The sequence below is a fragment of the Halorubrum sp. SP9 genome (genome assembly GCF_005435015.1).
Taxonomy (GTDB): Archaea; Halobacteriota; Halobacteria; order Halobacteriales; family Haloferacaceae; genus Halorubrum; species Halorubrum sodomense.
In genome coordinates this window covers 76046-96034 of the sequence record NZ_SGXU01000008.1, presented here as the reverse complement: position 1 = coordinate 96034, position 19989 = coordinate 76046, and the positions used below count along the sequence as shown (strand labels likewise).

22 protein-coding genes are annotated in these 19989 nt (G+C 73.5%); 10 read left to right on the top strand and 12 right to left on the bottom strand.

Features of this window, described 5'->3' with window-relative positions; all coding sequences use genetic code 11:
- Window positions 1-89: 89 nt before the first annotated feature.
- From EXE45_RS06865 to EXE45_RS06830, 7 genes are all read right to left on the bottom strand, one after another.
- Window positions 90-866: a Nif3-like dinuclear metal center hexameric protein gene (locus tag EXE45_RS06865; RefSeq protein WP_137693895.1), complete on the bottom strand. Its 777-nt coding sequence runs from the start codon at window positions 864-866 to the stop codon at window positions 90-92.
- Between the two features lie 553 nt (window positions 867-1419).
- Window positions 1420-2760, bottom strand: a complete 1341-nt coding sequence (gene hemA / locus EXE45_RS06855; RefSeq protein ID WP_137693893.1) for a glutamyl-tRNA reductase — start codon at window positions 2758-2760, stop codon at window positions 1420-1422.
- On the bottom strand, window positions 2757-3455 hold the full coding sequence (locus tag EXE45_RS06850) for a bifunctional precorrin-2 dehydrogenase/sirohydrochlorin ferrochelatase (RefSeq protein WP_092921835.1): 699 nt from the start codon (window positions 3453-3455) through the stop codon (window positions 2757-2759). The genes hemA and EXE45_RS06850 overlap by 4 nt, the downstream gene beginning before the upstream one ends.
- A gap of 31 nt (window positions 3456-3486) precedes the next feature.
- A complete protein-coding gene (locus EXE45_RS06845) occupies window positions 3487-4572 on the bottom strand; it encodes an Lrp/AsnC family transcriptional regulator (protein ID WP_137693892.1) in 1086 nt (361 codons plus the stop codon).
- Window positions 4573-4670: 98 nt separating this feature from the next.
- Window positions 4671-5147: a hypothetical protein gene (locus tag EXE45_RS06840; RefSeq protein ID WP_137693891.1), complete on the bottom strand. Its 477-nt coding sequence runs from the start codon at window positions 5145-5147 to the stop codon at window positions 4671-4673.
- 10 nt (window positions 5148-5157) lie between these two features.
- Window positions 5158-5556, bottom strand: a complete 399-nt coding sequence (locus tag EXE45_RS06835; RefSeq protein WP_092921829.1) for a 30S ribosomal protein S6e — start codon at window positions 5554-5556, stop codon at window positions 5158-5160.
- A gap of 58 nt (window positions 5557-5614) precedes the next feature.
- Complete coding sequence (locus tag EXE45_RS06830) at window positions 5615-6343, bottom strand: lipoate--protein ligase family protein (protein ID WP_137693890.1); 729 nt, start codon at window positions 6341-6343, stop codon at window positions 5615-5617.
- 139 nt (window positions 6344-6482) lie between these two features.
- Here EXE45_RS06830 and EXE45_RS06825 point away from each other — a divergent pair, with 139 nt between their 5' ends.
- The 3 genes from EXE45_RS06825 (at window position 6483) to EXE45_RS06815 (ending at window position 9699) form a co-directional block, all read left to right on the top strand.
- Window positions 6483-8159, top strand: a complete 1677-nt coding sequence (locus tag EXE45_RS06825) for a histidine kinase N-terminal 7TM domain-containing protein (protein WP_137693889.1) — start codon at window positions 6483-6485, stop codon at window positions 8157-8159.
- Window positions 8156-9139, top strand: a complete 984-nt coding sequence (locus tag EXE45_RS06820; protein WP_137693888.1) for a hypothetical protein — start codon at window positions 8156-8158, stop codon at window positions 9137-9139. Before EXE45_RS06825 ends, EXE45_RS06820 begins: the two co-directional genes overlap by 4 nt.
- A 74-nt stretch (window positions 9140-9213) precedes the next feature.
- Complete coding sequence (locus EXE45_RS06815; RefSeq protein WP_137693887.1) at window positions 9214-9699, top strand: PaaI family thioesterase; 486 nt, start codon at window positions 9214-9216, stop codon at window positions 9697-9699.
- On the opposite strand, the gene EXE45_RS06810 is transcribed toward EXE45_RS06815, so the two are convergent.
- The 3 genes from EXE45_RS06810 to EXE45_RS06800 all read right to left on the bottom strand — a co-directional run bounded on the left by EXE45_RS06810 (window position 9669) and on the right by EXE45_RS06800 (window position 14005).
- The gene (locus EXE45_RS06810) at window positions 9669-11723 is read right to left on the bottom strand and encodes a molybdopterin biosynthesis protein (RefSeq protein ID WP_137693886.1); all 2055 of its coding nucleotides are present in this window, start codon (window positions 11721-11723) and stop codon (window positions 9669-9671) included. The two genes, EXE45_RS06815 and EXE45_RS06810, sit on opposite strands and share 31 nt — an antisense overlap.
- Window positions 11720-12994, bottom strand: coding sequence for a gephyrin-like molybdotransferase Glp (glp, locus tag EXE45_RS06805; RefSeq protein ID WP_137693885.1), 1275 nt, complete (start codon window positions 12992-12994; stop codon window positions 11720-11722). The genes EXE45_RS06810 and glp overlap by 4 nt, the downstream gene beginning before the upstream one ends.
- 90 nt (window positions 12995-13084) lie before the next feature.
- Complete coding sequence (locus EXE45_RS06800; RefSeq protein ID WP_137693884.1) at window positions 13085-14005, bottom strand: CehA/McbA family metallohydrolase; 921 nt, start codon at window positions 14003-14005, stop codon at window positions 13085-13087.
- Window positions 14006-14119: 114 nt separating this feature from the next.
- Here EXE45_RS06800 and EXE45_RS06795 point away from each other — a divergent pair, with 114 nt between their 5' ends.
- Window positions 14120-14299, top strand: coding sequence for a hypothetical protein (locus EXE45_RS06795; protein WP_092921813.1), 180 nt, complete (start codon window positions 14120-14122; stop codon window positions 14297-14299).
- A 133-nt stretch (window positions 14300-14432) separates the two neighbouring features.
- On the opposite strand, the gene EXE45_RS06790 is transcribed toward EXE45_RS06795, so the two are convergent.
- Entirely contained in the window at window positions 14433-15365 is a 933-nt protein-coding gene (locus tag EXE45_RS06790) for a permease (protein ID WP_137693883.1), read from the bottom strand.
- A 231-nt stretch (window positions 15366-15596) separates the two neighbouring features.
- Between EXE45_RS06790 and EXE45_RS20375 the strand changes: the two genes are divergently transcribed.
- From EXE45_RS20375 to EXE45_RS06770, 5 genes are read left to right on the top strand one after another with little or no spacing between them, the layout of a single operon-like run.
- A complete protein-coding gene (locus EXE45_RS20375) occupies window positions 15597-15773 on the top strand; it encodes a hypothetical protein (RefSeq protein ID WP_167603389.1) in 177 nt (58 codons plus the stop codon).
- 14 nt (window positions 15774-15787) lie between these two features.
- Window positions 15788-16513 carry a Rho termination factor N-terminal domain-containing protein gene (locus EXE45_RS06785; RefSeq protein WP_137693882.1) on the top strand — a complete coding sequence of 242 codons (726 nt, stop codon included), beginning with the start codon at window positions 15788-15790 and terminating at the stop codon, window positions 16511-16513.
- Window positions 16514-16531: 18 nt separating this feature from the next.
- Window positions 16532-16879, top strand: coding sequence for a hypothetical protein (locus EXE45_RS06780; RefSeq protein ID WP_137693881.1), 348 nt, complete (start codon window positions 16532-16534; stop codon window positions 16877-16879).
- A gap of 24 nt (window positions 16880-16903) precedes the next feature.
- Window positions 16904-17425: a nucleoside deaminase gene (locus EXE45_RS06775; RefSeq protein WP_137693880.1), complete on the top strand. Its 522-nt coding sequence runs from the start codon at window positions 16904-16906 to the stop codon at window positions 17423-17425.
- Window positions 17422-18585, top strand: a complete 1164-nt coding sequence (locus EXE45_RS06770) for a carbohydrate kinase family protein (protein WP_137693879.1) — start codon at window positions 17422-17424, stop codon at window positions 18583-18585. Before EXE45_RS06775 ends, EXE45_RS06770 begins: the two co-directional genes overlap by 4 nt.
- Before the next feature lie 28 nt (window positions 18586-18613).
- Here the strand turns inward: EXE45_RS06770 and EXE45_RS06765 are convergent, their stop codons facing one another.
- Window positions 18614-19441: a BtpA/SgcQ family protein gene (locus EXE45_RS06765; RefSeq protein WP_137693878.1), complete on the bottom strand. Its 828-nt coding sequence runs from the start codon at window positions 19439-19441 to the stop codon at window positions 18614-18616.
- Between the two features lie 75 nt (window positions 19442-19516).
- Here EXE45_RS06765 and EXE45_RS06760 point away from each other — a divergent pair, with 75 nt between their 5' ends.
- Complete coding sequence (locus EXE45_RS06760) at window positions 19517-19987, top strand: hypothetical protein (RefSeq protein ID WP_092921799.1); 471 nt, start codon at window positions 19517-19519, stop codon at window positions 19985-19987.
- The last annotated feature ends 2 nt before the right edge of the window (window positions 19988-19989 follow it).

The window sequence follows — 19989 nt, the reverse complement described above, 5'->3', positions numbered from 1 at the left end:
AAGGGTTGCGTTCGGCGGCGGGCGCGCCCCCGACGCCCGGCCACCTCAACGCCCGGCCACCTCAACGCCCGGCCGCTCCGACGGCCGACTCACAGCCCGGTCGGGTGCGGGAGGTACGTCGTCTCGACGCCCCAGTCGGCGGTCAGCGACTCCAGCGCGCGGACGCCGAACGTCTCCGTGGCGTAGTGGCCGGCGAGGAACACCGTGATTCCGGCTTCCCGCGCGTCGTGGTAGACCTGCTGTTTCCCCTCGCCGGTGACCAGCGCGTCCGCGTCGCCCGCGACCGCCTCGTCGAGCCAGTCGACCCCGGAGCCGGTGACGACCGCGACGCGCTCGATCTCGTCGGGACCGAAGTCGAGCACTCGGGTCGGCGACGCTTCGCCGTCGGGCTGGCCCTCGAACCCGTCGAGCGTCTCGCGGATCTCGGCCGCCGACCGCGGCTCGGTCGTCTCGCCGATCGTCCCGACCGTGGCCGGGCCCATCTCGCCGAACGGCTCCCGCTCGCTCAGGCCGATCTCCTCGGCGACACCCGCCGCGTTGCCCAGCTCCTGGTGCCCGTCGAGCGGGAGGTGCGAGACGTACAGCGCGATATCGTGCTCGACGAGCGCGGCGATCCGGTCGTGGGTTCGGCCCGTGACGCGCTCGATGCCGCCCCACGAGAGCCCGTGGTGGACGACGAGGACGTCCGCGTCGGCGTCCGCGGCGGCTTCGATCGTCGCCCGCGCGGCGTCGACCGCGAACGCGACGCGCTCGACCTCGGCGTCGTCCGGCCCCACCTGTAACCCGTTCGCGCTCGCGTCGACGTCGGCGTACGCGGCCGTGTCGAGCCGGTCGTCGAGCTGGTCGACGTACTCGGAGAGCTTCATACCGACCCGTGGACCGGCCGGGGAATAAAGCGCGGCGGTCCGTCGGAAAGGAGGCGGGTCGCAGTCCTGGTGATCTCGAACTTCACAGATGGCCGTTTACAAGTGAACACGGCGGTGGCGCGTGCCTGCGAGCGGCCGGAGCGAAGCGGAGGCCGCGAGTCGCACGCGCGAGGTCGTCGGGCTTCGCCCGACTGCCAGAGGCGCGTCGCGCCTCGCTGTCGCCGGCGCGACGCGCCGGCTGCCAGAGAATCTTCGATTCTCGCTGGACGCGGCGACCGGAGCGAAGCGGAGGGAGCCGCGAGGCTGGGGAGCCGTGAGGCTGCGGTCGCTGTGCGGGGCGGGACTCAAAGGGGCAGTCGCGAGGCGGGCGCAGGCGAAGCAAGGACCGCAGGAGCGAACGGAGTGAGCGACGAGGACCGCAGCGAGCGTGCGCCCGCCTCGCGGCTGGGGCTTTGGAGGCGTTCACCGTGCAGGCAGCGACTTATAAGCGATCGACCGGAACTGCGGAGCCGTTCAACGTCGCTCCGCTATCAGTCTGTTACAAGTAAACGACTTAGTCGTCCAGTTCCTCGACGACGGAGTCGGGGATCGCGTCGGGGCCGCCGGCCGCGGCGTCGGTGATGTCCGCCTCTTCCGGCCCGTCGGCCTGGGACGTGAACTCGGGGTCGAACAGCTGAAGCGCCGTGCGGATCGTCTCCCAGTCGTCCTCGCCGGCGGCGTCCCGAAGCGAGCGCGTCGGCGCCGCGAGCAGCTGGCCGACGAGGGCGTCGGCCATGTCCGCGACCGTCTCGCGCTGCTCGTCGGTCAGCTCGCCCTGGGCCTCCAGCTTCGACATCGCGCGGTCGAGCTCGCGCGCCTTCACGCGGTCCGCGCCGGCGTACATCGCCGAGATGGCGTCGTCGGCGCGCTTGCGCTTGTACGCCTCCAGAACCCGGTCGAGCTCCTCGTCGATGAGAGACTCGACCCTTCGGGCCTCCTCCGCACGGCTCTCCCTCGTCCGGCGGGTGACGTCTTCGAGGTCGTCGATGTCGTAAACGGTGACGCCCTCGCGGGCGCCGGCCGCGGGGTCGACATCGCGGGGCTGCGCGATGTCGATACAGACGAGCCGGCCGGCGTCGTCGACGTACGAGGGGTGAACGATCAGGTCGGGGCTCCCGGTCGCGGTGACGACGAGGTCGGCGTCCGGGATGACCGCGGGGAGGTCCGCCAGCGACACCGCCTCCGCGGGGGTGTCGACCTCCTCGACGACGAACTCCGCGTGCGGGACGGTGCGGTTCGCGACGACGATCCCCGAGACGGCGGTGTCGTCGAGCGTGCGGGCCGCGAGCGTCCCCATCTCGCCGGCGCCCACGACGACGGCCGTCCCGTCGGTGAGGTCGATCTCACCGGCCGCCAGTCGGACGGCGGCGGAGCCGAGCGAGACGACGCCCTCGTTGATCTCGGTCTCCGTCCGCGCGCGCTCGCCGACGTGGAGCGCCTTCGTCACGGCGTCCTTGAGGACGGGGCCGATGCCGCCCGCGGACTTCGACTCCTCGTAGGCCTCGCGCAGCTGGCCGATGATCTGGTCCTCGCCGAGCACGAGCGACTCCAGCCCGGAGGCGACGCGCATCAGGTGTTCCAGGCTCTCCTCGTGGTCGAGGCGGCGGACCGCGCCGCCGCGGACGTCCGGCGCGAACGTCGAGAGCGCCGTCGTGCCGTCGACCGTCCGATCGGTGACGACGTACGCCTCCGAGCGGTTACACGTCTGCACCGCGAACGCCTCCTCGACCCCTTCGCGAGCGAGCAGGTCGGAGACGGTCGCGCGGACGCCGTCGCCGCCGGCGGCCTCGATCTCGTCGACGGTCGCGTCGGCGTGGGCGACGCTCACGCCGGCGATCGCACCCGTCTCTCTCATCGGTTGAGTACCTCCTCGATCACGGTGTCGGCCTCTTGCCGTCCGTTGGATCTCCCCTTTTGTAAACCCTTCCAAACCCCCCGCGACCTGACAACGCGCCGGACCGCTTCCCGACGCGTTTCGGGGGCGACGCCCTCGTCTTTCAGCTCCTCGCGGATCTCCCCCGAGAGCGCCGCCATCGCGCCAGCCCCCTCGATCTCGGCCTCGATCCGCTCGCGCAGCGCCTTGGCGAGCGCGGGGCTCGTTCCCCCCGTCGAGAGCGCCACGGTCACCGGATCGTCCTCGATCGTCGCGGGCACCACGACGCTCCCGGGGTCGCGGCCGCCCGAGACGTCGGTCCGGTTGACCAAGATCCCCCGGTCGAGCGCGGCCGCCTCCACGGCGGCGTTGACCGCGGCGTCGTCGGTCGCGGCGACCGCGAGCGCCGGGTCGAACCGATCGATCCAGTCTGTGACGGCGTCCGCGTCCGGGGCGGCGCGGACCAGTTCGACGGCCGGCCCGTCCGCGGCGTCGGCCGCCTCGCGCTCGTCTGCCTCGCGCTCGTCCGCGGGCGAGCGCAGCCGCTCGTCGAACTCGGGGCTGACGACGACGACCTGCGCCGCCTCGTCGAACCCCTTCGCCTTCCGCGAGCCGACGGCGCCGCCGCCGAAGACGACCACCGTCTCGCCCGAGAGGTCGTGGTACAGCGGCGTCACGTTCGGCCCTCGGGCCCCGCAGTTCGGCGGGTCACGCCGTGTTGCTGTCCGCCCGGTCCGCGATGCGGATGCCGGTCTTCTTCAGGATGCGCGTCGAGAACAGCGTGTCCCAGTCGTCGGCGCCGACGTCCCAGTGCTCGTCCATCAGCTCTCGCACCTCCGCGATCCGACGCTCGCTCTCCGCCTCGGTGCGGCCGTGCGTCATCGCGAAGAAGTTGTACTCCCAGACGCCCGCGTGGCGCGGGCGCTCGTAGCAGTGCGTGACGAAGTCCAAGTCAGCGACGGCGGGGCCGACCTCGTCTAAGACCTCCTCGGGCACGTTCCAGACCGTCATCCCGTTCTCCGTGTAGCCGAGCGCGTAGTGGTTCGGGATGACGCCGACGCGGCGCACCTTCCCCTCCCGCTCGAACCGCTTGACCGTCTCGATCACCCACCCGACATCGGCGCCGATCGCGGCCGCGACGTCCGCGTACGGGGTCTCCGTCACCGGGAGCCCGCCCTGGATCTCGACGATCAGGTCGCGCTCGTCGGGGGTGAGCGTCCCGCGGTCGCTCGGGGCGGCTTCGGCGCCGAGATCCGAGAGATCGATGTCGCCGTCGGAGACCGGCCCGTCGACGAGGAACCTCGCGCCGACGTGGAACTCGCGCAGTTTCGGGAGGTTGTACGTCTCCTGACCCGTCGCCGCCTCGATCTCTTCGAGCACCTCCTCGACCCGATCGCTCCCGTCCTTGTCCGGGTCCGGATGGTCCGCGACGCTCACGACGAACCACATGTTGAGATGGGGGTGCTCGCGCTCGTAGTTGTGCGCGACCGCGGTGAACTCGTTGACGATGTCCGCGATCGCCTCGTAGCGGTCCTCGGGCGCGTGCATCGCCACGAGCGACGCCGCCCCGCCGATCTCCTCGGCGTTGACGAGCGCGCCGAACCGCGAGAGGGTTCCCGCCTCGTCGAGCTCGCGGACGCGCTCGCACAGTTCCGTCCCCGTGACGTCGACGCCGCGCTCGCGGAGCGCGGCCGCCGCGGCGTCGAACGGACGCTCCGCGACCGGGAAGCCGCCCTGGAACGCGTTGATGATCGCGCGGTCGAGCGTCGTCAGATCCGCGTCGACCTCCTGCATGGAGCGACCTCGGGCCCGAGCGAGAATAAGCGATTCGGCCTGCGCCGGCGGGCCCGTACCGCGCCGCCTCCGGACGGCGCCCTGTCGTCCCGTCGCAGTCACTCGTCGACGTCGCGGGCGATGTCCGCGAGCGACGACCGCGGCCCGCGGTTCGCGTCGTACACGGTCCGATCGCCCGGGATCCGGAGGCCGTACAGCTCGCCGGACACCACGACGTCGAGGACGACACTGTCACCCGGTTCCCGGTCGTTCGCGTCGAGCCATTCGACCAGCCGGTTCGCGCCCTCGCCGGCGTCGCGCGCGAGTCGCCGGTTGTCGAACGCGCCGCGGAGGAGTCGCCCCCGCGAGTCGGCCGCGACCCGCGCGTGGTACTCCTCGCGGTCGAACGCGATCCGGACGAGATCGCCCGCGCTCACGCCGAGCCCGTCGTCGAGGCGGTCCGCGCCGGACTCGACGCGCCCGTCGAGCGCGTCGTCGTCCGGGAGCCTGACGCAGGGGCGGCGAGTGCCGCCGCTCCGGGCGAGCAAGACGCGGATCGAGGAAACGTCCTCGCCGTCGGAGGGAACGCGAGGCATCGGGCCGTCGCTACTCGTCGGCTTCGGCGTCGCCCTCGCCGAACGCGGCCGCCACGTCGCCGTCGCCGTCGACGACGCTCGCGTTGATCTGCGCGACGTCGTCGTCGATCTCGCGGCCGCGAACGGTGATACGCTTGCGCTCGCCGTCGCGGGACGGCTCGAAGCCGACGCCGCCCTCCAAGAGGAGCTCCTTCAGCCGGGTGCCGGAGACGTCCTCGCGCATCGGGCGCCCGGTCTCGTCGGAGCCGCCGGTGAGTTCGATCGTGTGGTCGGAGAGCCCCACGGCGTCGCCGCCGATCTCGTCGCCGAGTTCGCGACCGAGGAATCGGTTGGCGTCCTGTCCGTCGACCTCTCGCTGGAACGTCTCGCCGGTCTCGGGGTCGGCGACGACGACTTTGAATTCGGCCATGCCCGAACGCAGACTCCCGCGCATAAAAAGCACGTCGAAACCGAGAGCCGCGCCGCGCTCAGGCGTCCGAACCGTCGAGACGCACGATTCGGCGCTCGCCGTCGCCCCACGGCCCCTCGACGAACGCGTCCTCGACCGCGCGGGCGACGGCGTCCGGGTCGTCGGGACCGCCGGCGCCGGCCACGCTCCCGACCGACTCCGGGTCGAACGGCACGTCGAGCGCGTCGTAGACGGACTCGGTAACCGACGCGATCGGGTCGGGATCCGCGGCCGAGGCGACCAGGACGCCCGCGACGAGCGCCGCGTCGGCGCGGACGCGCTGCGCGAGGCCGGCGACCTTCCCGCCGGCAGAGGCATCAGTTCCGCCCGCGACCCGCAGCGAGTGGTCGCCGGGACAGAACGCGGCCGGCGGCTCCCCTCGAACCGCGTCGGCGCCGAGCTCTCGGAGCGCGTCGCGGAGCGTCTCGGTCGCGGTCTCGTACCGCGAGTCGATCGACCCGCGGCCCTCCCCCGTCGGCACCGCGACGCCGAACGAGAGCGTCGACCCGGTGTACGCGACCGCGCGGCCGCCAACGTCGCGCTCGACGGGCGGAAATCCCGCGTCGCGGGCCGCCCGCTTCGCCCGGTCGAACCCGGACTCGCGGGCGTCGCGGCGGCCGAAGGCCACCTGTCGCGGCGGCGCGGTGACGCGGACGGCCGGGACCCCCTCGGCCGCGGAATCGAGCAGGTCCGCCGCGGGTCCGCGGTCCGCCGTCGGGGTCGCGAACTCGCCCCTGTACACGCGCATGGGGAAGGCGACGCCGGGGGGGTACAAACCCCTTGCGGCGCGAGCGACGGACTCGCGTCCGAGGCGGACCCGACATCGAGAGGTCTCGCCGCCGCGTGACACAACAGTTTTGTCCGCCCTGAGAGTGGTACGGGTATCGATGAGCGACCTCGGCGCCCTGCCGGTCCAAGCCTACCTGACCGCCTGCCTACTGGCGGGGGGTATCGGGCTCTGGCTCGGTCGAGTCGCGTGGCGAGAGCGCGACGAGCCCGGGGGGCTCGAGGTCGCGCTCTACCTGCTCTGTGGCGGCGGGGTCTCGCTGCTGTACGCCCTCCGTGTCGTCGCGCCCGGCGAGACCGCGATGCGAGTCGCGCTTAACCTCGCGACCCCCCTCTTGGGAGCGCTCCCCGTCCTCTGGATCCTCTTCGCCTTGGCGTTCACCGGCCACGACCGCTGGCGGACGGAGAACCGGATCGTCGCGCTCGCGACCCCCGCGTTCGCCTGGGTGCTGCTCGCGTGGTCGAGCGGGACTCACGGGCTGGCGCGGCGCTCGATCGCGCCCGTCGTCGACGGCCCGTTCACGCTGCTCGGGTACGGGCTCGGCCCCGTCGGGGGCGCGTTCGTCCTCCTCGCGTACGGGCTGTGTATCGCCGGCGCGCTCCTCGTCGTCGACCTCTACGAGCGGACCGGGAACCGGTACCGGCTCCAGACGTTCGTCGTGCTGCTCGGCACGCTGTTCCCGTTTCTGGCGGGCGTCGCGACGTTCGTCGACGTCGGGAGCTACGCGCACCTCTCGTGGCTGCCGACGGCGTTCGTGATCCACGGCGTGTTCCTGTACGGCACCGTCTTCTGGCTCGGCACGCTCGACGCCGCCGTCGTCGCTCGCGACACCGCCGTCGAAGTGATGCAAGACCCCGTGATCGTCTCCGGCTCGGACGGGCGGATCCGCGATCTCAACCCGGCCGCCGAGGCGATCCTCCCGCCCGAGGCGGTCGGCTCGTCGCTGTCGGAGGCGTTCCCGCGGCTGGAGGACGGCGACGAACATCCGGTCACCGTCGGGGACCGCCAGTTCGACATCCAGGAGGACCCGATAACGGACCCCCGCGGAACCGATCGCGGCCACGTGTTCCTGCTCCGCGACGTGACCGAGCGGGAGCGGCGACAGACGGAGCTCGAACGCCGGGAGGCCGAGCTCGAACGCCAGAACGAGCGGCTCGAGGAGTTCGCCGGCGTCGTCTCGCACGACCTGCGGAACCCGCTCGCCGCCGCGTCCGCGGCCGTCGAACTGGCCCGCCAGCGCGCCGACGACCCGGACGGGGCCTTAGAGCGGGCGGCGAACGCCCACGAGCGGATGGACGACATGATCGAGGGGCTGCTCGCGCTGGCGACGGCGGGCGAGACGGTCGACGACCTCGACCGCGTCTCGCTGGACGCGACGGTCAGGCGCGTCTGGTCACGGCTGGAGACCGCGGACGCGACGCTGACCGTCGAGGGCGACGCGACCGCGCTGGCCGACCGCGACCGCCTCGAACAGCTGGTCTCGAACCTGTTCCGCAACGCGATCGAGCACGCGGGCGAGGACGTCGCCGTCACGGTCTCCGTCGCGGCCCGCGGCGACGGGGTCGCGCTGGCCGTCGAGGACGACGGCCCGGGGATCCCGTCGGAAGCGCGCGAGCGCGTGACGGAGCGCGGCGTGTCGCTCGGCGGCGGCACGGGCCTGGGACTGGCGATCGTCGGGGACATCGCCGAGGCCCACGGCTGGACGCTCTCGGTCGCGGAGTCCGACGCCGGCGGCGCGCGGTTCGTGATCGATGGCGTGGAGGCGGCGGACGGGTGACGGGGACCCCACCGAACGAGGCCGACGGCGACGCTGCCGACGGCGACCCGCCGGAGGCGACGGTCTCGCTGTCCGCCGCCGTCGTCGGGCGATACGAGAAGTTCTCGCGGGTTAACTCCCCGTACTCCGCCCACGACCGCGGCCGCGCGGTCGACCTGTATCCGCGCGACGGCGTGGGGCGTTCTCCGGTCGCCGGAACCGTTCGCGATGTCCGGACCGTCGGCTGTCCGGATCGCCCGTACGCGGCCGACGAGGACCACCTGATCGTCGTCGACCTCGCGGACGGGTGGTGTGCTCGCGCCGACGCTTCTCCCGGCACGGTCGCGCGGATCCTCCACGTCGTCCCGGAGGTGTCGCCGGGCGATCGGGTCGCCGCCGGCGACGCGCTCGGTCCGACGACGCGCTCCGGCTTCTTCGGGCAGTGGGTCGACGACCACGTTCACCTCGGGTTCCGCCCGCCGGACGCGAATCCCCGCCGAGCCAGCGGGTCGCTCCCGGTCGCCGTCGACGTTCCCGTCGAACCGGTCGCGTGGGACGGGACCGGCGCCGTCGTCGAGCGGGGCCCGACGCACGTCGTCCTCGACGGGCCGCGACGCTCGGACCCTGGCCCGCCGTTCGCGGCGCTCGCGAGCGACGAGGGCGTCCCCCTGGACGGCGGGGTGACGCACTACGCGGGCGGTGGAACGTTCGAGGCGGACGAAGGTGCGTCCGCGCCGGAGGGGACGACGCTGTCGCTCTTCGGAACTGAGATCGGAACGGTCCGGACCGACGGCGCCGATGCCCGCGCGCCCGGCGTCGACTGGGGCTCCGTCGACGTCCGCGCGAACGGCGAGCGCGTGACCGGGCTGTCGCTGTTCGCGGCGCGCGGCGACCGGTTCGGCGTCAAGGTGGTCTGTCCGGACCGCACGTTCGAGATCGGCGAGTCGGTGACGCTCGACATCGTCCCGAGCGACGACCCGATCCGCCTCGGCGTCGGGTGAGAGGGGCGGAAATCGATCGCCGGTTGTCGCGCGTTTCCGGGGGGTACAAGCCCTCCCGGCGTGTCCCACGGAACATGGACCGCACGGAGATCGCGGCGATGGATCCGCTGCCGGACGGGGCGACGGCGTTCGTCGAGCGGAAGCTGGAGGACGATCACGGCTACCTCTCGTGGCTGAACACGTCGGTCGAGGCGATCGAGCGCGGGCGGGTCGTGCTCTCGATCCCCTTCGACGAGAAGCTCACCAACGCCGACGGGCGGACGATCCACGGCGGCGTGGCGGCGACGCTGATCGACACGGCCGGCGGCGTCGCTCAGCGCACGACGTTCGAGGACCCGCTCGACGGCGGCGTCGCGACGGTGAACCTCAACGCGAACTACCTCCGCCCCGCCGACGGCGACCTCCGCGCGGAGGCCGAGGTGGTCAGGGCCGGGGGGTCGATCGGCGTCAGCGAGATGACCGTCACCGCCGGCGGCGGGGGGAGTGAAGATGACGGGGCCGACGGCGACCGCTCGGAGGTCGTCGTCGGTCAGGGGTCGTTCCGGCTGTTCCGCGAGTAGCCCGGGAGGTCGGCCAGGATCGCGTCGAAGTCGGGACCGCTCTCGGCCGCGTCCGCGCCGCCGTCATCGCCCTCGCCGCCGCGGAGCTCCGCCGCCAGCGCCGCGACCGGCTCGCGCTCGACGCGGTCGGCGGCCGCCCGGACGACGACCGACTGCTCGCCCAACGAGACGAACCCGCAGCCGAGCCGCTCGGCCGTCTCGCGGAGGCCGAGGCCGGCGTCCGCGTCGCCGGCGGCGACCGCGCGGACCGGGCTCTCGAACGCCTTCGCGGTGCGCTCGTAGCCGTCGATCCGCTCGGCGAGCGCGCGGCGGTCGGCGTCGCGCTCGCTCGCGAGGTCGTCGAGGGCGGCGTCGAGGCTGCTCCGGAGGCCCGAGACGGTCTGTCGGTTCCGGAAGCGGAGGTCGCGGTCGACGAGGTCGGCGGGCCCCGAAACAGCCTCTGGGTTCCCCTCGGGGACGACGAGCCCCCACTCGCGGGCCCACCCGCCGATGACCTCGGCGTCGACGTCGCGGTCGGTCGGTCCCGCGGTCACCGCCACGTCGGGGACGCCGTCGCGGAGGCGGCGGAGCCCCTCGCGCGAGCCGACGGCGAGGTACCGGGGGTTGTCGAGCCGGTCGAGCAGGCGGTTGAGCGCGGGGTCGTCCTCGCCGACGCCGAGCAGCGTCGGCGGGCGCACGTCGGGCGAGAACAGGTCGACGGAGACCGTCTCGCCGACGTCGAGGTACTCGGTGTCCGGGTCGACCGCGACGACGCCGTCCGCCTCGACGAGGCTCGTCGTCGCGCCAGAGCCCTTGTCGACCGGGTAGACGAGCGGGCGGTCGTCGGCCGCCGCCGTCGCGGCCTCGTCGAGGTTGAGCAGGCCGACCGGCATCAGCCGCAGGCGGCCCTCGGCGTACCGCTCTTCGACCCCCATCCGGCCCTCGACGGTCGCCGTCGCGGGCTCGGGCTGACCGGCCGCCTCGCGGATCGCGGGCGCGACGAACGTCCGGAAGATCGTGAGCGCGGACACCGGGTAGCCGGGGAGGCCGATGTACGCGGACTCGCTCCCCCGGGAGTCGTCCGCCTCGTCGGTACGGTCCAGCCGTCCGACGAGCATCGGCTTGCCGGGCTTGACGGCGACGCCGTGGAGGAGCAGTTCGCCGCGCGCCTCGATCACGCGGTAGATCACGTCGACCGCGCTCGCCGAGGTCGACCCCGAGGAGAGAACGAGGTCGCACTCGTCGGCCGCCCGGCGGAGCAGCCGCTCCATCTCGTCGTAGTCGTCGCCGGCGTGCGGGTACAGCACCGGCTCGCCGCCCGCCTCCTCGACGCCGGCGGCGATCGTCGTCGAGTTCACGTCGTAGATCTCGCCGCGATCCGGGTCGAGCTCGTCGCCCGGCCGCACGAGTTCGTCGCCGGTGGAAACGATCCCGACGCGCGGGCGCCCCTTCACCGGGACCTCGTCGAGGCCGAGCGCCGACAGCAGGCCGATCTCGCGGGGCGTCAGCCGCGTGCCCGGGCCGAGCGCGCGGGCGCCGGCGGCGATGTCGGTCCCCGCGGTCATCACGTGGTCGCCGGGCGCGACCGACGTGCGGACCGCGATCCGCGAGGCGTCGTCGGTCGCGGCGTCGCCCTCGCCCGACCCGCCGTCGTCGCCCGCGTCGACCTCGTCCGTCCGCTCCACCATCACGACCGCGTCGGCGCCGTCGGGCATCACCGCGCCCGTCGACACCTCCGCGCAGGCGCCCGGGTCGACGGTCACGTCGGGCGCCGCGCCGGCGTGGACCGCGCCGACCAGGTCGAGTTCGGCGGGGTCGGCCTCGTCGGCGCCGAAGGTGTCGCGCGCCCGCACCGCGTAGCCGTCCATCGAGGCGCGGTCGAAGCCGGGGACGTCGACGGCGGCGTCGACGCGATCGGCGAGGACGCGCCCGCGGGCCTCCCGCAGCGGGACCGTCTCCGGCGACGGCGAGAGGTCGAGCGACGCGATCGCCTCGCGGGCGGCCGCCGGCGTCGCGAGGTCGCGGAACTCCTTGCGGTCGCTCACGGCGTCACCTCCCACAGCTCGACGTCGACGGGGTCGCCCGCGTCGAGCCCCTCTCGCGGTTCGGGCACGACGACCCATCCGTCCGCGAGCGCGACGCTGGAGAGGATGCCGGAGCCGCTCGCGCGCGTCGGCGTCGCGGTCGGGAGCGCGTCGTCGTCCGCGTCGCCGTCGCCGGTTTCAGTCGAATTCCCGCCTTCGTCCGATTCCGAGAGGCTCACTCGCGCGAACGTCCGCACGCCGGGCTCGCTCGCGACCTTCCGTGAGAGCGTCGCCCGCCGAGTCGGAAACGGCTCGGCGTCGGTCCCGCCGGCGCGCTTCATCGCGGGACGGAGGAACTGCGCGGCGTTGACGATACACGCGACCGGGTAGCCGGGCAGCGACACGACCGGGGTCCCCTCCGCGCGCCCGAGACACACGGGGTGGCCGGGCTTCAGGGCGACGCCGTGGACCAGCACCTCGCCGAGCCCGTCGACGACCTCGGGGATCAGGTCTCGCTCGCCCACCGAGGAGCCGCCGGTGGTGACGACCACGTCGGCGTCGAGGTCGGCCGCGACCGCCTCGCGGAGCGCGTCCGAGTCGTCGGTGACGACGTCGCGGTAGCGCGCCTCGCCGCCCCACCGCTCGACCAGCCGCGAGACGGTGAGCCCGTTCGTCTCGATCACCTCGCCCGGGCCGGGGTCGGACTCGACCAGCTCCTCGCCGGTCGGAATGACGGCGACCTCGGGCGGCTCCCTGACGCGGATCCGGTCGAGACCGACCGAGCGCAGGAGGCCCAGATCGGAGGGACGCAGGACGTGGCCGGGCTCGTAGAGGCGCTGGCCGTCGGCGACGTCCTCGCCGGCCTCGCCGACGTTCTCGCCGGTCGCGACCGCGTCGAACACCTCCACCTCGTCGCCGACCGCCTCCACCTGTTCGATCATCACGACCGCGTCCGCGCCCTCGGGCACCGCGCTGCCGGTGTGGACGCGCGCGGCCTCGCCGGGGGCGACCGCGTCGGCCTCGGCGGGCTTGGCCGCGAGGACCGCCGGCGAGCGGTCGCCCGCGGCGAAGGTGTCGCTCGCGCGGACCGCGTACCCGTCCATCGCGGCGCGGTCGTACCCCGGCACCGGTGCCGGGGCGTCGATCGGTTCGGCGACGACTCGGCCGTCGGCCGACTCGACGGGGACCGACTCCGTCCGGTCGTGGGGAGAGGCGGCGTCGAGCAGCGTCGCCCTCGCGTCCGCGACCCGGGTCCGCCGCTTGAACCCGGACTCGCGTCTGTCGTGGCTCATGGGAATACATTCGCGGCCGCGGGCAAAAACCCCGTTCTCCGCGGGCGCCGGCGCCGGCTCCCCTCCCGGCGGCGGCCGTGCCGCGCCCCGTCAGGCGAACCAGGACAGGAGCCGCCGGGTGCGGTGGACCGACTGGAGGGCAGCGACCTTCGCGGCCGTGAACGCGTCGCGGGTCGTCCGCTCGGTGGCCCGAGCGCCTCGGGCCGCGCCGGTCCGAGCGTAGTACGCCGACCGGCGCCCGGCCGCGCCGACGTAGTGTTTCGCCGCCATCCGGATGGGCGCCCGCCGCCCCTCGACGGTCGTCGTACCGCGGCGGATCGCCGCCAGCACGTCGTCCGCGGTGACCTCGGCCGCCGACTCCCGCCCCTCGACGTCCAGCTCCGTGAACGCCCGGCCGACGTACCGGAGGTGGTGCGCGTCGCTCGCGGCGACGCCGGGGTAGCCCTGTTCGGCCGCGAACCGGCGCGCGCGTCGGTTTCGGTACCCCGTGAACAGCCAGGCGTTGAACACCTCGACGGCGTCGACCTCCGCGACCGCCGCGGCTGGCTTCGGCTCCGGGTCCGCGTCGTCCGCCGGATCGCTCCCCGACGCCGGAGCGTCGCCCGCGGCGGCGTCGCCGTCGTCCGGGCCGGGCGTCGGAATGTTGCGCTGGCGGACGCCGTGGCGCGAGCGCTGGAACGGGTGGGGGACGACGGCGACGCCGCCGCGGTCGCGGATCCAGCGGACCGTCTCGGCGTACGAGCGCCCGCGCGGCGGCATCCGATCGACGCCGATCGCGAGCAGGTGGCCGTGCGCGGTCGACACCTCCACGCCGGGGATCCCGATGAGTCCGTACTCCGAAGCGATCTCCGCGGCGCGTTTCGACTCGCGGATCACGTCGTGGTCGGTGATGACGACCGCGTCGAGCCCGATCTCGGCCGCGTGTTCGAGAATCAGCTCGACCGGCTCGTGGCCGTCGTAGCTGCCCTCGGAGTGGACGTGCGGGTCGATGCTGACGGTGACGCGAGACACGCCCGAACTACGCGGCGGGAGGTATATAAATGGGGGAAGACGGCGGCCGCCGGCGTCCGCGAAGCGGGTCGCTCACCGATCCCGTTTTCACCCCGTGCGCGGTAGCACGGAGGCATGAGTGCCGGTGTCCGTCGGCGGCTGGACGTTCTGATCCTCCTCTGTTCCGCACTGCTCGGCGTCGCGCTGACGTACCTCGCGTTGAGTCCGCGCGTCGGCCTCCGATTTTTCGTCTTCGCGCTCTTCCCGACCGCGCTCGTCGCGGCGTCGGCGCTCGGGTACGCGAATTCCGGATGACGAAGCGGGAGGCCGGCGGCGGTCCGAGGCCGGTGCGACGAGGTCGCAGGCGACGGAGCCCGAGCGCCGGCCGCCTCCGGGAAGCCGCCGTCCCCGTCGAGACGGTCGGCGGTATCGAGCGCGACGCGCCCCCTCAGCCGAACAGTCCCTTGATCCTGTCGACGACCGAGCCCTCCTCGTCGTCCGCCTCGGCCTCCTTCCGCTGCTGTTCGCGCAGTTCGCGGAGCTTCGCGGCCTGGTCGTCGGTGCCCTGGCCGCTGTCGGTCTTCACGTCCCCGCCCTGGAGGCCCTTCAGCTCCGAAACCGCGTCGTTGACCGTGCCGGAGGTCGTCCGCGTCTCGGTCGCGGAGCCCGCCAGCTTCTCGGTGTCGACGTCCGCCTCGTCGACCGCGCTCGTGTTCAGCTCCAGCCGGCGCGTCTCGGAGCGCTCGACGCCGCCCCACGTCAGCTCCGCGTCCTCCAGTTCGCGCTCGATGTCGGCGCGGACCGACTCCTCGGTGACCGCTTCGTCCCCGGTCCCGGTCGCTTCCGCGCCCGACCCGCCGCCGGCGTCCGCCTCGGCGCCAGTTCCGGGAGCGCCCGTACCGCCCGTCGCGCGTTCGACCCGATGGGCCACGAGCGCGCCGCCCGTGGCGCCGATGACCGCCACGAGCCCGACGCTGTAGACGGCGACGACCTGCGCGCTGTACTCGGGGCCGGAGGCGACGTTCCAGCTGTACGGGTACGCCCAGGTGAACGCGCCGGTCCCGGCGAGGGTGATCGCGATCCCGGCGCCCGCGAGGTACAGCATCCGGCGGTCGACCGGCAGGAGGACGACGATGCCGAAAAGCAGCGTCGGGAGACCGACCGCGGCCGCGACGGCGGCGACCTCGCGGACCCCGTACGTCGAGAGCGCGGTCGGGTCGAGCGTCGCGCTGTAGAGGAACACGACGACCCCGATCACCCCAAGCGCGATACCGGTGAAGAACAGCCCGAACCCGGCGTACACGTCGATCGTCCGGTCAGGGTCCCCGACGTATCGCCGGTAGTACTCCATGAGGACGTTCTCGGCGTCCGCTTCGCTCATGTTCGAACGTTTCCGCCGAGTGTAAAGACTGTTACCCCCGATCGCTCCGATCGGGGCCCCGTTCGCCCGAGTCCCGAGCGTCCGTCGGGCTCCGGCGGCTCCCATCGAGATCTGGGGACTCCCATCGACATCCGGCAGCCTCCATCAACATCCGGCGGCCTCCATCAACATCCGGCGGCCCCCGACCCGTGCGTTTTTCACCGCGGGCGACGAGGTCCCACGCGAGAGTCTGTGTCGCACGAGTGCCCCCGCTGCGGCGGCGACCTGTCGGAGCTGTCGCTCGGCGGCGCCACCGCCGTCGCCTGCGACGACTGCGGCTACGCCGACGTCGAGGCCGATCACTCCGGCGAGCCGGAGTTCGCCGAGAGCTGGGCGGACGCGCTCGCGCGCTTTCAGGAGGACCGGTAACGCCTACCCCACCCATGCCCACGCTCGACATCACCGACGATCACGCGGACCGGATCGAAGCGCTCCGCGAGGAGCTGGCAGCGGCCCACGCCGGCCCGTACGCCTCCGTCGACCGCGAGGACGCGCTCGCGTACCTGCTCGACCTCGCGGACGCCGTCGACGACGCCGACCGCGTCGCGGAGCCGACGCGCGACGGTGGCGGCGACGAGACGCCCGACGCCGATCCCTTCGACCGCGACCGCGCCCGCGAACTCCTCGCGGCGCGGAACCGGCGGCGCAGCGACCCCGATCCGGAGGACCCGATGGACCTCTCCGACATCGCGACCGCCTTCGACGTCGCGGGACGCAGCGAGATGACGAAGGACGACCTGATCGACGCGATCCTGGACGCGGCCGAACGCCTCGCCGCCGACCCCTTCGCGCGCGTCGATATCGGCCTCGACGCGGCTGAACCCGCCGGTGACGGAGAGAACTCCGCGGAGGAAGACGACGCGGTCGAGGGCGACGCGACCGGAGATGACGCAACCGGAGACGACGCGACCGGAGACGACGCGGCCGACGACAGCGACGACGGCGGCGCCGGCCAACTGGACGCGATGATGAGCCTCCTCGACACACACGGCGACAAGTGGCGGGAGGCGGACGGCGACGCGCGGTACGAGGTCGACCTCCCTGACGGGAGCGTCGAGACGGCGCGGACGAAAGACGACGTGCGCGCGCTGCTTTTCAAGAACTACTGACGAGAACCACACCGACTCATGGGATTCATCGACGCGGTCCGCGCGTGGCTCTTCGGCGCGGACGACGACGACGCCGACGATCCGGACGGATCGAGCGGTCGAGACGACGCGACCGACGCTGACGCCGACGACGCTGACGGCGGCGACGCTGACGGCGGCGACGAGCCTGACGGCCTCGACCCCGAGGCCGCGACCGAAACGCGAACGGCGACCGCCACCGACGACGCGGTCGACGCCCTGCGCGACGTGCGGGAATCGCAGGGGACGAGCGCGGAAGACCCCGCGACAGCCCCAGACGAGGCGGACGGAGGGTCGCCGCGCGCCGACCGCACGAGCCCGTCGGACGACGACGGTACCAACCGTTAGGTGCCCCGAGGCGAACGGGGTGGTATGACAGACGCGGACGAGCCCGGCGACCTCGGCGAGTACCACGACCTCGACGATCTGCCCGAGGATCCGACCGACCGGGAGTACGTGGAGCGAACGATCAGGCTGGCCGAGGAGGCGGTCGAGGCCGGCGACACGCCGTTCGGCGCGCTGCTCGTCGTCGACGGCGAGGTCGTCCGCGAGGCGCGCAACGAGACGATCAGCGAAGGCGACGTGGCGGCGCACCCGGAACTGACGCTCGCGCGGTGGGCCGCGCGCGAGCTCGGCGCCGACGAGCTTGCGGACTGTACCATGTACGCCAGCACGGAGCCGTGTCCGATGTGCGCGACCGCGATCCACCACGCGGGGATCGGGCGGGTCGTCTTCGGCGTCGACGGCGAGACGCTCGGCGGACTGTCGGCCGACGTGGTGCCGATCCCCCTCGAAGAGGTGATCCGGCGCGCCGACGGCGAGACGACGGTCGAGGGACCGATCGCCGTCGACGCCGTGATGACCGTCCACGAGTCCTTCTTCGACGACTCGTGACGACGGGATCGGACCCGGGCGACGCGGGAGGACCAGACGACGGCGACGCGGGAGGACCCGACGGCGGTACGCCCGCCGTCCTCTCGATCGGCGCCGCGGCGATAGACGAGTGGTACGCCGTCAGCAACCTCCCCGAGCCCGACGGCGGCGCGTTCGCCCGCGAGGTCACGTCCGCGTTCGGCGGCGTCGGCGCGAACGTCGCGGTCGCGCTCGACCGTCTCGAACGCGATGCGGGGCTCGTCAGCCGCGTCGGCGACGACGAGTACGGGCGGCGCGCGCTGGAGTACCTCGACGAGACCGGCGTCGACGCGAGCCACGTCGCCGTCTGTGACGACTCACACACCCGGTCGCTGATCCTCCGCGATCCGGACGGCGAGCGCGCGATCGTCACGGCGGGCGAGAGCTTCCGCGGACTCCGGCCGGACGACGACGCGCTCGCGGCGATGGGCGACGCCGACGCCGTCTTCCTCACCGCCTACGCCCCGGACCCCGCGGCGCGGCGAGTGCTCGACCGGATCGAGTCGCTTCGGGAGCGTTCTGCCGAGGGGGCCAGCGGGGCGGACGGGGAAACCGCGAGCGAGCCGCCGGCGCTCGTCTTCGACCTCTCCGGGCCGGTCGAGGAGCTGGTCGGGCGCGGGACGGAACCGGCGACGGTCCATCGGTTCCTCCACCGCTCCGACCTGTTCGTCGCGGGCGGCGTCGCCGCGCCCGCGTTCTTCGGCTCGGCGGAGGCGGCGGTGGAACGGATCGCGGCCGCGCAGCGCCGAGCGGTCGCGTCCGAACCCGGCTCGGAGTCGCGGTCGCGACGCGGCCAGACGTGGCCCCGCGCCGTCCTCACGCGCGGCGCGGACGGCATGACGGCGATCGCCGGAGGCGAGGTGGCCGAGGTCGACGCGTTCGACGTCGAGACGGTCGACGCGACCGGCGCCGGCGACGCGTTCACCGCGGGGCTGATCGACCGGTGGATCGCGGGACCGTCGGCGGAGGCGGCCGCGGAGTCGCACGGGGACCGCGGCGGCGTCGTCCCCGGCGTCAGGTTCGCGGCCGCGGTCGCCGCGATCAACTGCACGAGCCGGTTCACGCAGCCCGGACTCCCGACGCGGAGCGAGGTCGAGTCGTTCCTCGCGGAGCGGGGACTCGGCCCCGACGGAAGCCGGTAGCGAGCGGTCGGGTGGCGGCGGAACGGGCTTAGCGCACGGCGTCGGCCGCCGCGACGAGCCGCGCGACGCGGTCGGCGTCGACCGGGGCCGTCGTCTCACCGTTTTCCTTGAGCGCGGTGCCGACGACGGCGCCGTCCGCGACGCCGAGCAGGTCGGCGACCGTCTCCGGCGTGACGCCGCTGCCGACGAGGACCGGCGTGTCGAGGCCGTGTCGTTCGCGCTCCGCGACGACCGCTTCCAGCGCCTCCGTGTCGACCGCCTCGCCGGTCCCGGCGCCGGAGGCGATGACGGCGTCCGCGAGGCCGCGCTCGGCGGTGTCCGCGAACGACTCCGCGGTGTGCCCCTCGGGCGTCAGCGGCGCGGAGTGTTTCACGTCGGTGTCCGCGAAGACGCCGACGTCGACGCCGAGACGGTCGCGTAAGCGGAGCGTCTGGTGGGCGCGTCCCTGGACGATCCCCTGGTCGGTCACGCGGGCGCCGGTGTGGACGTTCACGCGGACGAAGTCGGCGCCGACCGCGGCAGCGACCGACAGCGCCGCCTCGGCGTCGTTCCGAAGGACGTTGATCCCGAGCGGGAGATCGGTCTCCGCGGCGACCGCGGTCGCGGCGCGGGTCACGGCGGCGACGACGTGCGGCGGGACCTCGTCGGGGTAGAAGGGCGCGTCGCCGAAGTTCTCGATCACGATCCCGTCGACGCCGCCGCGGTCGAGGGCTCTTGCGTCGCTCGCCGCCCGGTCGACCGCCGCGCGCATCGCCTCGCGGCCGTCGTCTGGCGCTCGGGGGGCCCCGGGCAGCGGCGGGAGGTGGACCATGCCCAGGAGCGGCGCGGCCGTGCCGAAGGTGGATTCGAACTCCATCGTCGGGGCGAGGAGGCGCCCGGACATAAGCCTCCCCACAGCGTTTAGTCCGCGCGCCGTCAGGGTCCGGTCGGGATGGGAATCGACGCGACGACCCCCGGAGACGGCGAGGTGACGCTCGTCTTCTCGCTCGGCGCCGCGCGCTCGCTCGCGGACCCGGCCGCGGCGTTCGCCGACGCGCGACGGTGGAGCCGCCACGTCGGCATCGTCGCGAACGAGGCGGACGCGGTCGCGTCGTTCGCCCGCGACCACGGCCTCGACAACGACTACGAGCTCACGAACTGGGACAAGTGGGGAACGCTGGCGGAGATCCGCGAGGAGAGCGCCGCCCCGCGGTGCGTGTTCGTCGGCACCACCCGCGCGGACGAGCGCGTCGCGACCGAGACCGGCTACGAGTACCTGCGGGTCGTCGAGGCCGCCGAGAAGGCCGGCTGGGAGCTCTCGGATCCGGGTGCGGACGGAGGAGGAACGGCCGACGGACGCGGCGACGGACGCTTCGCCCGACTCCGCGGGGCGGTCCGTGACGCCCTCTCGCGGTTCCGGTGACC